General features: G+C 66.0%; 10 protein-coding genes and 1 riboswitch. Of the genes, 6 read left to right on the top strand and 4 right to left on the bottom strand.

Features of this window, described 5'->3' with window-relative positions; translation table 11 throughout:
• Positions 1-2,373, top strand: a 2,373-nt coding sequence (locus B1A74_RS12020; protein ID WP_143592259.1) for a hybrid sensor histidine kinase/response regulator, incomplete at its 5' end; no start/stop codon positions are given.
• 25 nt (positions 2,374-2,398) lie between these two features.
• A complete protein-coding gene (locus B1A74_RS12015) occupies positions 2,399-2,932 on the top strand; it encodes a chemotaxis protein CheW (RefSeq protein ID WP_077244765.1) in 534 nt (177 codons plus the stop codon).
• 2 nt (positions 2,933-2,934) lie between these two features.
• Here the strand turns inward: B1A74_RS12015 and B1A74_RS12010 are convergent, their stop codons facing one another.
• From B1A74_RS12010 to metK, 4 genes are all read right to left on the bottom strand, one after another.
• Positions 2,935-3,705, bottom strand: coding sequence for a 16S rRNA (uracil(1498)-N(3))-methyltransferase (locus B1A74_RS12010; protein WP_077244764.1), 771 nt, complete (start codon positions 3,703-3,705; stop codon positions 2,935-2,937).
• A gap of 2 nt (positions 3,706-3,707) precedes the next feature.
• Positions 3,708-4,562 (bottom strand): methylenetetrahydrofolate reductase [NAD(P)H], encoded by an 855-nt coding sequence (metF, locus tag B1A74_RS12005; RefSeq protein ID WP_024328305.1) that lies wholly within the window; start codon positions 4,560-4,562, stop codon positions 3,708-3,710.
• A gap of 94 nt (positions 4,563-4,656) precedes the next feature.
• Positions 4,657-6,069: an adenosylhomocysteinase gene (gene ahcY / locus B1A74_RS12000; RefSeq protein ID WP_077244763.1), complete on the bottom strand. Its 1,413-nt coding sequence runs from the start codon at positions 6,067-6,069 to the stop codon at positions 4,657-4,659.
• 19 nt (positions 6,070-6,088) lie between these two features.
• Positions 6,089-6,165, bottom strand: a riboswitch (S-adenosyl-L-homocysteine riboswitch).
• Positions 6,166-6,197: 32 nt separating this feature from the next.
• Positions 6,198-7,367 (bottom strand): methionine adenosyltransferase, encoded by a 1,170-nt coding sequence (metK, locus tag B1A74_RS11995; RefSeq protein WP_018947551.1) that lies wholly within the window; start codon positions 7,365-7,367, stop codon positions 6,198-6,200.
• A 330-nt stretch (positions 7,368-7,697) separates the two neighbouring features.
• On the opposite strand from metK, the gene tkt reads away from it, so the two are divergent.
• The 4 genes from tkt (at position 7,698) to pyk (ending at position 13,522) form a co-directional block, all read left to right on the top strand.
• Positions 7,698-9,698: a transketolase gene (gene tkt, locus B1A74_RS11990; protein WP_018947550.1), complete on the top strand. Its 2,001-nt coding sequence runs from the start codon at positions 7,698-7,700 to the stop codon at positions 9,696-9,698.
• A gap of 42 nt (positions 9,699-9,740) precedes the next feature.
• A complete protein-coding gene (gene gap, locus B1A74_RS11985) occupies positions 9,741-10,739 on the top strand; it encodes a type I glyceraldehyde-3-phosphate dehydrogenase (protein ID WP_077244762.1) in 999 nt (332 codons plus the stop codon).
• Positions 10,740-10,870: 131 nt separating this feature from the next.
• On the top strand, positions 10,871-12,049 hold the full coding sequence (locus B1A74_RS11980) for a phosphoglycerate kinase (protein WP_024328302.1): 1,179 nt from the start codon (positions 10,871-10,873) through the stop codon (positions 12,047-12,049).
• A gap of 42 nt (positions 12,050-12,091) precedes the next feature.
• Positions 12,092-13,522 carry a pyruvate kinase gene (gene pyk, locus B1A74_RS11975; RefSeq protein WP_077244761.1) on the top strand — a complete coding sequence of 477 codons (1,431 nt, stop codon included), beginning with the start codon at positions 12,092-12,094 and terminating at the stop codon, positions 13,520-13,522.
• Positions 13,523-13,567: the final 45 nt, after the last annotated feature.

Below are 13,567 nucleotides of genomic sequence, written 5' to 3'. Positions count from 1 at the left end.
CCAGAGCCAGAGCCAGAGCCCGTCGATGCGGCCTCCCACCCGGCGGAAGACGAGATTGATCCGGAGTTCGGCGAGGTCTTCATCGAGGAGGCCCATGACATTCTCGAGCAGGCGTTCCATACCCTGGCGGCCTGGCGCGAGGCCGGCGGCCGGCCCGGACCGGACCAGGAAGCCTTCCAGCGCGAGGTGCACACCCTCAAGGGAAGCGCCCGGATGGCGGGCTTCACGGTGGTGGGCGCGATTGCCCACGCTCTGGAAACCACCCTGGGGATAGAGACCGAAGCGGGCCAGGACCCTCGTCCGTCGTTCTTCGACGCGGCGGAGAAGGCCCTGGTGGAGGTGCAGGGCCTGGTCGAGCGCGGCGTCGGACCGTGGCAGACGGATGAAAACGAAAGCCGGGAACTGGCGGTCCTGAGGCACTGGACGCTGGAAGAAGAAGCCGAAGGTGACGGCGCGGAGGAGACCGGGGAGGAGACCGCCGAAGCCGAGCCGAGCGAGGCGCCGGCGGGCGGGGAGGCCGCAACCCGGGCCGCAGATGCCGAAACGGGTAGCCGCAAGCTGCAGGACCAGGTGCGGATGGACGCGGAGGTCCTCGACAGCCTGGTGAACAATGCCGGCGAACTGGCGACGTTCCATCGGCGTTTCGAGCAAACGGTCGGACGGGTCGAGAATCAGATCGAGGAACTGGACCGGACCATCACGCGGGTGCGCGAACAGCTGCGCAAGCTCGAGATCGAAACCGAAGCGCAGGTGCTGTTCCGGGTGGAGCAGGAAACCGGCGAGGAGCAGGTGGATTTCGATCCGCTGGAGATGGATCGCTACTCCGGGATTCAGCAACTTTCGCGCGCGCTGGCGGAGAGTGTGAGCGACCTCGACAGCCTGAAGCAGGAGGTGGACGACGAGCTCCGGACCGCCGGCGGCGTGCTGGTGCAGGAAAAACGCGTGGGTACCGAGCTGCAGGACCAGTTGATGCGGCAGCGCATGGTCCGGTTCGCGCGCATGGCGCCACGCCTGCGGCGCGTGGTGCGCGCGGCGGCCGACGACATGCAGCGCGAGGTCCGGGTGGATTTCGTCGGCCAGGATTCCGAGCTCGACCGTGCCCTGCTGGAGCGCCTGGTGGCCCCGCTGGAACACTTGCTGCGCAATGCGGTGGCGCACGGCATCGAAACGCCCGACGAACGGGAAGAACGTGGAAAGCCGCGGGAAGGCCACATCACGGTAAGCCTGGAGCAGGCCGGCAGCGAGATCCGGATGGAGGTTGCCGATGATGGTGGCGGCATCGATGCCGAGGTCGTGCGGGCCAAGGCCATCGACCGCGGAGTCATCACGCCGGAGGCGGAACTGAGTGACAATCAGGCCCTGCAGCTGATCCTGCAGTCCGGATTCTCGACCGCCGCCTCGGTGAACCATGTGGCCGGGCGCGGTGTGGGCATGGATGTGGTCAACGCGGAGGTCAAGCAGCTCGGCGGAACGCTGGACATCGATTCCATCCCGGGTTCCGGATCGCGGTTTACTTTGCGGCTCCCGTTCACGCTGGCGATCAGCCAGTCGTTATTGGTGCAGGTTGGGGAGGAGACCTTTGCGGTTCCGATGGCCTCGGTCGAGGGCGTGGTACGCGCGCGGCGCGAGGAGATCGACGACTCCGGCGCGGCACCGACCTACAGCTATGTGGGCCAGGAATACGCCCTGCATTCACTGGGCGAGATCCTTTGCATCGAGACCCAGGCCGGGGTTCACCCATTGCCGGAGGAGCCTTTCCCGCTGCTGCTGGTACGTGCGGACGAGCAGAAGGTCGCGCTGCGCGTGGATGGCCTGGCGGGCAGCCAGGAGGTGGTGGTCAAGTCGGTCGGTCCGGTGCTGAGCCGGATCCCCGGTGTGGCCGGGGCCACGCTGCAGGGTGACGGCTCGGTGATGCTGATCCTGGATCTGAGCATGCTTATGCGGTTCGCAACCGTGGCGACCGCCGCCGAGGCCGAGGCCGTCGAGCCCGAAAGCGCCGCGACGCGCATCATGGTGGTCGACGACTCGATCACCATTCGCAAGGTGACCGCGCGTTTGTTGACCCGCAGGGGCTACGAGGTAGTGACCGCGCGCGACGGCCTCGATGCGGTGACGCTCCTGGACGAGCGCCGGCCGCATCTGATCCTGCTGGACGTGGAGATGCCGCGTATGGACGGGTTCGAATTCGCTGCCCACGTGCGGGAGCATCCGGAATTTCACGCGGTGCCCATCATCATGATCACCTCGCGCAGCGGTTCCAAGCACCGCGAGCGAGCCATGCGGCTGGGTGTGAACGGTTATCTCGGCAAGCCGTACCTCGAGAACGACCTGCTCAGCGAGATCGAGCATCAGCTGGAGGGCACTCCGGCATGAGGCCTGCCGGGCGCGGAGGAGAACGATGAGCGAGAGCGAAGGTCGCGTTGAAGCAGTGATCGTGCAGCTGGAGGCGGGCTCCATCCTGCTGCCGCGCAGCGCCCTGCTGGAGGTCACCACCCGGCCGGGTTCGAGCCTGGAGGAAGACGAGCTTTCGGCCGAACGGCCATGGCTTGCGGCCCCCCTGATCTGGAACGAACTGCAGATTCCGGTGATCAACGTGAATCATCTGCTGGATCCGGCGCGCGACACCGGCGAGGATCATCGCCGGTTCACCCGTCTTCTCGTCCTGCAGGGCGCGGACGAGCCGGAGTCGCTCCCGTACTACGCGCTGGAGGTCAGGGGGACACCGCACCCGGTGCGTGTCACGCCGCAGAACATCTTCGCTCTGGAAGGGGTGGAGACCACACCCTGGTCGTGGCGGGTCAAGGCATCGGGCGTGACCACGCACCTGCTGCGCCTGGATACCGTCGAGGCCCGGCTCCGGGAGCTTCCCGGTACGGGCATGACCGCCCGCTCGTCCGGGACTTCGGAAACACGCCCGGCTCCGGCAGACTGAGGCTACTCGCCGGGTGGCTCCAGGTCACCGAAGCGCCATTGCACCAGCGTCAGAATCGCGATGGCGGCCGTCTCGGTGCGCAGCGTTCGCGGGCCGGTGCGTACAGGGTGGAACCCGTGGTCGCGAGCGAGGGTGCGCTCGGCATCGGTCAGGCCGCCTTCCGGGCCCACGAAGACGCTGGCGTTCTCCGTCGCCACGGACTGGCGGGATTCCACGATCCGCGACAGTGGCGCGCCGGTTTCATCCGCGAGCAATGCGAGGCTGGCGGTGGAACCGGGACCGTCCCGTCGCAGCACTGCGTCCGGCTGGCCGACGGACTCCAGCACCGGCAGTTCGTTCCGTCCGCACTGCTCCGCAGCCGCCGCAATGACGCCCTGCCAGTGACTCTGGCGGCGGTCCAGGCCCTTGTGACCACCAGCCGAGCGGCTGCGCTCGCACAGAACCGGCCGGATACGCGAAACGCCCAGTTCCACGGCCTTCTGCAGCGCAAGATCCATGTGATCGCCACGCGCGATGCCCTGGAGAAGGGTGATCGGGAAGCGCGGGGTGGTCGGTTCGGTGGCGCGTTCCCCCAGATGAAAAACGCCCGCCCGGCGACCGGCGGTCTCCAGGCGGGCGTCGAATTCATTGCCGCGGCCGTCAAACAGACGGCACGCGGCGCCGTCCTTCAGCCGGAGAACCCGGGTGGCGTAATGCAGTCGATCCTCCGGGGCCGGCAAACGCAGCCCCGCCGCCAGATCGGCGTTCTCGATCAGCAGACGGGGGCAGCGCATGGTCAGCGACGGCTGTCGAGGTCCAGGTCCTTCCAGATCTGTTCGGTCGGGCCGGCCTGGTTCATCGAATAGAAGTGGATGCCGGGGGCGCCCTTTTCCAGCAGATCGTCGGTCAGGCGGGTGGCCTGCTCGATGCCGAACTTGCGGATCGAGTCCTTGTCGTCGCCATACGCCTCCATCCGCTTGCGGATGTAGCGCGGGATCTCGGCACCGCACATCTCGGAGAAGCGCACGATCTGGGTGTAGTTGGTGATCGGCATGATTCCCGGAATGATCGGGATGGTGATCCCCATCGCTTGCACCCGTTCCATGAACGCGACATAGGCGTCCACGTTGTAGAAATACTGGGTGATGGCGGTGTCGGCGCCGGCATCCACCTTGGTCTTGAAGTTGTCCAGATCCTTCTCGGCGCTGGGGGCCTGCGGATGGAACTCCGGATAGGCCGCCACCTCGATCTTGAACTGGTTACCGAATTCGGCACGCACGAACTCCACCAGCTCCGATGCGTAGCGGAAATCGCCACCGGAATGCCTGGTACCGGACGGCAGGTCGCCACGCAGGGCCACGATGCGGTCCACACCAATGTCCCGATAGGCGTTCAGCAGGTCGCGCAGTTCGTCCTTGGTGGACGAAATGCAGGAGACGTGCGGGGCCGCCGGGATGCCGTCGTTGTTGATGATGTCCTTGACCGTCTCGAGAGTGCGGTCGCGGGTCGAACCGCCGGCGCCGAAGGTCACCGAGTAGAACTCGGGCTTGAGGGCGCCCAGACGTTTGCGGGCCTTGGCCAGACGTTCGGCGCCGGCCTCGTCCTTGGGCGGGAAGAATTCAACGCTGAAGACGCGTTCCTGATTGCTCATTGCTTGTCCTCCAGACAAAAAGAAGGCGGACCGCACGAGTATGCGGCCCGCCCGGGCTGTCACACAGTCAGTTGACTAATGTGAGGCTGGCCGATCAGTAGCGGTAGTGTTCCGGCTTGAACGGACCATCCACCGACATGCCCAGGTACTTGGCCTGGTCGTCGGTCAGGCGCGTCAGGTTCGCGCCCAGCTTCTTCAGGTGCAGGTTCGCGACCTTCTCGTCCAGATGCTTCGGCAGGATGTAGACCTGCTTGTCGTACTCCGAGCCCTTGTTCCAGAGCTCGATCTGCGCCAGCGTCTGGTTGGTGAACGAGTTGGACATCACGAAGGACGGGTGGCCCGTGCCGCAGCCCAGGTTCACCAGACGGCCTTCGGCCAGCATCAGGATGCGGTTGCCGTTCGGAAGGATGATGTGGTCAACCTGCGGCTTGATGTTGTCCCACTCGTACTTGCGCATCGAGGCGACGTCGATCTCGGAGTCGAAGTGGCCGATGTTGCAGACGATGGCCTGATCCTTCATCCGGGTCATGTGATCTTCGGTGATCACGTCCTTGTTGCCCGTGGCGGTGATGAAGATGTCGGCCTTGTCGGCGGCTTCGTCCATGGTCACGACGCGGAAGCCTTCCATCGCGGCCTGCAGGGCGCAGATCGGGTCGATTTCGGTGACCCACACGGTGGAGCCGAGACCACGCAGCGACTGGGCGGCACCCTTGCCGACGTCACCGTAGCCGGCGACCACGGAGATCTTGCCCGCGATCATCACGTCGGTGGCGCGCTTGATGGAGTCCACGGTGGACTCGCGGCAGCCGTACAGGTTGTCGAACTTGGACTTGGTGACCGAGTCGTTGACGTTGATGGCGGGGAAGGCCAGCTCGCCGGTCTTCGCCATCTGGTACAGACGGTGCACGCCGGTGGTGGTCTCTTCGGTCACGCCGTGGATCCTGGACAGCATGTCCGAGTACCAGGTGGGCTGCTCGGCCAGGCGTTCCTTGATCTTGGCGAACAGGGCCACTTCCTCTTCGTGCTCGGGGTTTTCCAGCACGGAGGGGTCTTTCTCGGCCTTGGCGCCGATGTGCAGCAGCAGGGTCGCGTCGCCACCGTCGTCCAGGATCATGTTGGCACCGCCGTCGAATTCGAAGATGCGGTGGCAGTAGTCCCAGTACTCTTCCAGGGTCTCACCCTTCACGGCGAAGACCGGCGTGCCGTTGTCGGCGATGGCCGCGGCAGCGTGGTCCTGCGTGGAGTAGATGTTGCAGGAGGCCCAGCGGACCTCGGCACCCAGCGCTTCCAGGGTCTGGATCAGCACGGCGGTCTGGATGGTCATGTGCAGGGAGCCGGCGATCTTGGCGCCCTTCAGCGGCTGGGAGGCCGCGTACTCTTCGCGAGTCTGCATCAGACCGGGCATTTCGGTCTCGGCGATCGCGATTTCCTTGCGGCCGAACTCGGCCTGGTTGATGTCCTTGACGACGTAATCGCCGGTTTTCTTGGCATCCATCACAGCATTCATGGTGTTACTTCTCCGTTGGTCTGGATGAGCGCCGTGTACTTCAGGGAACATCCGGCTGAGCCTGACGGTGGAACCGCTGCAGCGCTCCTCAGCCGGATGGGTGTTTCGCTTACGTAATATGGACTCTCTTAGAGTCCGGCGGCCTTCTTGAGTTCCTCGGCCTTGTCGGTGCGCTCCCAGGGGAGGTCGACGTCTTCGCGGCCGAAGTGCCCGTAGGCGGCGGTCGCCTTGTAGATCGGACGCAGCAGATCCATCATCTGGACCAGGCCCCACGGACGCAGGTCGAAGATGTCACGGACCAGCGTCTCGATGCGACGGTCGTCGATCTTGCCGGTGCCGAAGGTGTCGATGGTGATCGAGGTCGGGTCGGCCACGCCGATGGCGTAGGAGACCTGGATCTCGCACTTGTCGGCCAGGCCGGCGGCGACGACGTTCTTGGCCACGTAGCGGCCGGCGTAAGCAGCGGAGCGGTCCACCTTGGACGGGTCCTTGCCGGAGAACGCACCGCCACCGTGGCGGGCCATGCCGCCGTAGGTGTCGACGATGATCTTGCGACCGGTCAGACCGGCGTCGCCCACCGGGCCGCCGATTTCGAACTTGCCGGTCGGGTTGATGTGGATCTGGTCATCGGAGACCTGGCTGAGCCACTCGGCCGGCAGGACCTTCTTGAAGATCTCTTCATAGATGGCTTCCTGCAGGTCCTTCTGGGAGATCTCCGGGCTGTGCTGAGTGGACAGCACGACCGCGTCCAGGCCGGCCGGCTTGCCGTCTTCATAGCGCAGGGAGACCTGGCTCTTGGCGTCCGGGCGCAGCCACGGCAGTTTGCCGCTCTTCATCAGCTCGGACTGGATGCGCACCATCTTGTGGGCGTAGAAGATCGGGGCGGGCATCAGGGTATCGGTTTCGCGCGCGGCGTAGCCGAACATCAGGCCCTGGTCACCGGCGCCCTGGGTGGCGCGGTCGGAGACGTCGCGGTCCACGCCCATGGCGATGTCCTGGGACTGCTCGCCCAGCACGTTCAGCACGGCGCAGGTGTTGCCGTCGAAGCCCTTGTGGGAATCGTCGTAGCCGATCTCGCAGACGGTCTCGCGCACCAGGCGCTCGTAATCGATCTGCGCGCCGGTGGTGATCTCGCCCAGCAGCATCACCATGCCGGTCTTGGTGGCGGTTTCACACGCGATGCGGGCGTGCGGATCCTGCTCGATGATGGCGTCGACGATGGTGTCGGAGACCAGGTCGGCCATCTTGTCGGGGTGACCCGCAGAGACCGATTCCGAGGTGAAGATGTAGTTGGACATTAAGCGTTCCTTTTCTGTCGTTTCGATTTAGTTTTGCGCAAAACGACCGCTAGTGTAACGCGACTCGCCGGGAATTTCTAAGCCCCCCCCCGGGTGAAGCCTTCGTGAAGGCCTCCCGCCCAATGCCGTGTGACGGCCGCCGAAGCGCGCGAGGGCGCGACTTGCCCCGCTGCTTGAAAGTGGCCAAAATGCTCCGCCGTTGCTGGGGTTGTGCGGCCTCGTCCGTCCCATGTCCGGTCCGCCCGGCGCGCCTTGATGCTGCAGCGCCGGAGCCGTCAGACCGGTTCCCGCCCCGGCCAGAATCTTTCATCACTTGAGCAGGAGACCCGCATGCCCACCCGTAGAGAGCTTGCCAATGCCATCCGCGCCCTTTCCATGGACGCGGTCCAGAAGGCCAATTCCGGTCACCCGGGGGCCCCGATGGGGATGGCGGACATCGCCGAGGTGCTGTGGAACGACTACATGCAGCACAACCCGGCGAACCCGGACTGGGCCGACCGCGACCGTTTCGTGATGTCCAACGGGCACGGCTCGATGCTGGTGTACTCGCTGCTGCATCTGACCGGCTACGACCTGCCGATGGACGAGCTCAAGCAGTTCCGTCAGCTGCATTCGCAGACCCCCGGCCATCCGGAGTACGGCTACACCGCCGGGGTCGAGACCACCACCGGCCCGCTGGGCCAGGGTGTCTCCAATGCCGTGGGTATGGCGCTGGCCGAGAAGATGATGGCCGCGCATTTCAACCAGCCCGGGCACGAGATTGTCGACCACAACACCTATGTGTTCCTCGGTGACGGCTGCCTGATGGAAGGCGTCTCGCACGAGGCCTGCGCGCTGGCCGGCACCCTGGGCCTGGGCAAGCTGGTCGCGTTCTGGGATGACAACGGCATCTCCATCGACGGCGAGGTCGAAGGCTGGTTCACCGACGACACCCCGTCCCGTTTCGAGGCCTATGGCTGGCACGTGGTGCGCGACGTGGACGGCCATGACGCCGATGCGGTCAAGGCCGCGATCGAGCAGGCCCGCAAGGAAACCGGCAAGCCGACCCTGGTCTGCTGCCGCACCGTGATCGGCTTCGGTTCCCCGAACAAGTCCGGCAAGGAAGAGTGCCATGGCGCCGCGCTGGGCGACGACGAAGTCGCGCTGACCCGCAAGGAACTGGGCTGGGAACACGGCCCGTTCGAGATCCCGGACGACATCTACGCCGGCTGGAACGCGAAGGACAAGGGGGCCAGGGCCGAAGCCGAATGGAACGAGCGTTTCGCCGCCTACAAGCAGGCGCATCCGGAGCTGGCGGCCGAGTTCGAGCGTCGCATGGCCGGTGATCTGCCCGCCGACTGGAGCGAGAAGGCCAATGCCTTCATCAAGCAGACCGTAGAGAAGGCCGAGAAGGTCGCCTCGCGCAAGGCGTCGCAGGCCACCATCGGTGGCTACGCCCCGGCCCTGCCGGAACTGCTGGGCGGCTCCGCCGACCTGGCCGGCTCCAACCTGACCATGTACAGCGGCTCGAAGGGCGTCAGCAAGGAAGACGCCGCGGGCAACTACGTGTACTACGGCGTGCGCGAGTTCGGCATGGCCGCGATCATGAACGGGATCGCGCTGCACGGCGGGTTCATCCCGTACGGCGGGACCTTCCTGATCTTCTCGGACTATGCGCGTAACGGCATCCGCATGTCCGCGCTGATGAAGCAGCGCGTGATGTACGTGCTGACGCATGATTCCATCGGCCTTGGCGAGGACGGCCCGACCCACCAGCCGATCGAGCAGACCCCGAGCCTGCGCCTGATCCCCAACCTGAACGTGTGGCGCCCCTGTGACGCGGTCGAGACGGCTGTCGCCTGGAAGGCCGGCATCGAGCGCACCGACGGCCCGTCCGCGTTCATCCTGTCGCGCCAGGGCCTGCCGCACATGGAGCGCGACGGCGAACAGCTCGCCAACATCGCGCGCGGTGGCTACGTGCTGAAGGACTGCGACGGCACCCCGGATCTGATCTTCATCGCGACCGGTTCCGAGGTCGAGCTGGCCGTGCAGGCGGCCGAGACGCTGGCCGGCGAGGGCAAGAAGGCGCGCGTCGTGTCCATGCCCTGCGTGGAACTGTTCGAACAGCAGGATCCGGCCTACCGCGAATCCGTGCTGCCGTCCGCCGTGCGCAAGCGCGTGGCCGTGGAGGCCGGCGCCACCGCGGGCTGGTACAAGTTCACCGGCATGGACGGCGCGGTGTTCGGCATGGACTGCTTCGGCGAATCCGCCCCGGGCGGTGCGCTGTTCGATTACTTCGGCTTCAAGCCGGAGAATGTCGCGCAGATCGCCCGCGACGTGCTGAACGGCTGAGCCCCGACGATTTTCAATAAGAGCTGAAAAGAGGAGACTCCCATGGCTATCAAGGTTGGTATCAACGGTTTCGGCCGCATCGGGCGCATGGCCTTCCGCGCCATCGCCCAGGACTTCCCCAACCTGCAGGTGGTCGGCATCAATGACCTGCTGGATCCGGAATACCTGGCCTACATGCTGCGCTACGATTCGGTCCACGGCCGCTTCGAAGGCGACATCAGCGTCGAGGGCAATGACCTGGTCGTGAACGGCAACCGCATCCGCCTGACCGCGGAGAAGGATCCGTCCGCCCTGAAGTGGGGCGACATCGGCGCCGACGTGGTGATCGAGTCCACCGGCCTGTTCCTGACCGCCGACACCGCGCAGAAGCACCTGGACGCCGGGGCGAAGAAGGTCGTGATGTCCGCCCCGTCCAAGGACGACACCCCGATGTTCGTCTACGGCGTCAACCACGGCGACTACAGCGGCCAGAACATGGTCTCCGCCGCTTCCTGCACCACCAACGCCCTGGCGCCGGTGGCCAAGGTCCTGCACGACAACTGGGGCATCAAGCGCGGCCTGATGACCACCGTGCACGCCGCCACCGCCACGCAGAAGACCGTCGACGGCCCGTCCATGAAGGACTGGCGCGGCGGCCGCGGCATCCTGGAGAACATCATCCCGTCCTCCACCGGTGCCGCCAAGGCCGTGGGCAAGGTGCTGACCGAGCTGAACGGCAAGCTGACCGGCATGGCCTTCCGCGTGCCGACCTCCGACGTCTCGGTGGTGGACCTGACCGCCGAGCTCAACGGCGAAGCCGACTACAAGGCCGTCTGCGAGGCCATGAAGAAGGCCTCCGAGGGCGAGCTGAAGGGCGTGCTGGGCTACACCGAAGACCTGGTGGTCTCCACCGACTTCCGCGGCTACACCGCCCCGTCGGTGTTCGATGCCGGCGCCGGCATCCAGCTGGACCCGACGTTCGTGAAAGTCGTGGCCTGGTACGACAACGAGTACGGCTACACCTGCAACATGCTTCGCATGGTGGAGCACGTCGCCCAATAAGACCTGCGGGGAGTCCGCCGGGGCGCGTGCCGCTCCCGGCGGCATCCCGCCAGAGTCTTGGGCGCAGCCTCCCCGCCAGGGGGGCTGCACCGAAGACTTTATTCGTTCCAACCTTTTCCGCGAGGTATTCCATGTCCGTCACCAAGATGACCGATCTCGATCTGCAGGGTCGCCGCGTGCTCGTGCGCCAGGACCTGAACGTCCCCGTCAAGGACGGCAAGGTCACGTCCGATGCGCGTATCCGCGCGAGTCTCGAGACCGTGCAGAAGGCCCTGGAAGGCGGCGCCGGCGTGATGCTGATGTCGCACCTGGGCCGGCCCACCGAGGGCGAATTCTCCGAGGAGGATTCCCTGGCCCCGGTCGCCGAGCACATGGGGCAGCTTCTCGGCCGCGAAGTGCGTCTGGTGCGGGATTATCTCGACGGGGTGGAGATCCAGCCCGGCGAGGTGGTGATGCTGGAAAACGTCCGTTTCAACAAGGGCGAGAAGAAGGATGACGAGGCGCTGGCGAAGAAGTACGCCGCGCTGTGCGACGTCTACGTGATGGACGCCTTCGGTACCGCTCACCGCGCCCAGGCCTCCACCCACGGGGCCGGCAAGTTCGCGCCGCAGGCCTGCGCCGGTCCGCTGCTGGCCCGCGAACTGGAAGCCCTGAGCAAGGCGCTGGACAACCCGAAGCGCCCGCTGGTCGCAATCGTCGGCGGGTCCAAGGTCTCGACCAAGCTGACCGTGCTGGAGTCGCTGTCCAAGGTCGTGGACCAGCTGATCGTGGGTGGCGGCATCGCCAACACCTTCATTGCGGCGCAGGGCCATGATGTCGGCAACTCGCTGTACGAGGCCGATCTGGTCGACGAATCGAAGCGGCTGATGGAAGCCGCGCGCGCCAAGGGCGGCGAGATCCCGGTGCCGACCGACGTCACCGTGGGCAAGGAGTTTTCCGACAGCACGCCGGCGGAGACCAAAGCGGTGGACGCGATCGGCGCCGACGACATGATCTTCGATGTGGGTCCGGACACCGCCTCCACCTACGCACAAGCCCTGCGTAATGCCGGCACCATCGTGTGGAACGGCCCGGTGGGCGTGTTCGAGTTCGATCAGTTCGCCGCGGGCACCCGGGCCCTGGGCGAGGCGATCGCGGAAAGCGATGCGTTCTCCATTGCCGGCGGCGGCGACACACTGGCGGCAATCGACAAATACGATCTCTCCGAGCGCATCAGCTACATCTCCACCGGCGGCGGTGCCTTCCTCGAGTTCCTGGAAGGCAAGACGCTGCCGGCCGTGGCGATGCTCGAGGAGCGGGCGAAGGGCTGAACGGCCTTGAATGCTACGTCATCCAACATCGGAGAGCCCCGCGTGAGACGCACCAAGATCGTAGCCACCCTTGGCCCCGCGACCGACAGCGACGAAGCCATGGATGCCATCATCCAGGCCGGCGTCGATGTCGTGCGCGTCAACTTCTCGCACGGGGATCCGGATGACCACCGTGCCCGCGTGCAGCGACTGCGCGCGGCCGCCGAGCGCGCCCATCGCGTGGTCGGTGTCCTGGGCGATCTTCAGGGGCCCAAGATCCGCATCGAGCGCTTCGCCACTGGCAAGGTGCACCTGGAAGAAGGCGCACCGTTCGCGCTGGACGCGGGTCTGGGCCGCGACGACGGTGACGACACCCAGGTCGGCCTGACCTACACCGACCTGCCGAAGGACGTGCGCCCGGATGACATCCTGCTGCTGGATGACGGTCGCATCGTGCTCAAGGTGACCGCGGTCGCGGCCAGCCGGGTCGAAACCGAGGTCGTGGTCGGCGGCGAGCTGTCCAACAACAAGGGCATCAATCGCCAGGGGGGAGGCCTGTCCGCCCCGGCGATCACCGACAAGGACCGCGAGGACATCCGCCTGGCGGCCGAGCTGGAGGTGGACTACCTGGCCGTGTCCTTTCCGCGCTCGGCGCAGGACATCCACCTTGCCCGCGGCCTGTTGAAGGAGGCCGGCTGGGAGGCCGGGATCTGCGCCAAGATCGAGCGTTCCGAGGCCCTGGACGTGATCGACGAGATCATCTCGGCGACCGAGGTGATCATGATCGCGCGCGGGGATCTCGGCGTGGAGATCGGCGATGCCGAATTGCCCGGGGTGCAGAAGACCCTGATCTCGCGGGCGCGCGCCCTCAACCGTCTGGTCATCACCGCGACCCAGATGATGGAGACCATGATCCAGAATCCGATCCCCACGCGGGCGGAGGTCTTCGACGTGGCCAACGCGGTGCTGGACGGGACCGACGCGGTGATGCTGTCGGGCGAGACCGCCACCGGACGCTATCCCGGACGGGTGGTCTCCAGCATGGACCGGATCTGCGAAGCCGCCGAGCGCCAGCGTGCCGCGCGGCAGTCCGACCACCGAATGGACTCGACCTTCGGTCGGGTGGACGAGGCGATCGCGATGGCCACCATGTATACCGCCAACCACCTGGACGTGCAGGCAATCGCGGCCCTCACGGAGTCCGGCGCCACCGCGCTGTGGATGTCGCGGATCAGTTCCGGGATCCCGATCTACGCGCTGACCCGGCGCATGGACACCAGCCGGCGCATGAGCCTGTACCGCGGTGTTTACCCGGTGTATGTCGACTCGCTGCCGGAGAGCCATGAGAGCCTGAACCGCGAAGCGGTCAACTTGCTCAAGGCCGAGGGGGTCGTGCAGGATGGCCAGCTGGTCATAATCACCAAGGGCGACCTGCAGGGTGCCCATGGCGGCACCAACGCAATGAAAATCGTCCGGGCCGGCGAAGTCGCCTGACGGCGACCGTCACCCGGACGTCCAGTTCCCAACCTGAAGTGCGAA

The sequence above is a fragment of the Thioalkalivibrio halophilus genome (assembly GCF_001995255.1).
GTDB classification, from domain to species: Bacteria; Pseudomonadota; Gammaproteobacteria; order Ectothiorhodospirales; family Ectothiorhodospiraceae; genus Thioalkalivibrio; species Thioalkalivibrio halophilus.
Note: the sequence above shows the minus strand (reverse complement) of the source record. Positions and strands in the feature narration are given on the sequence as shown.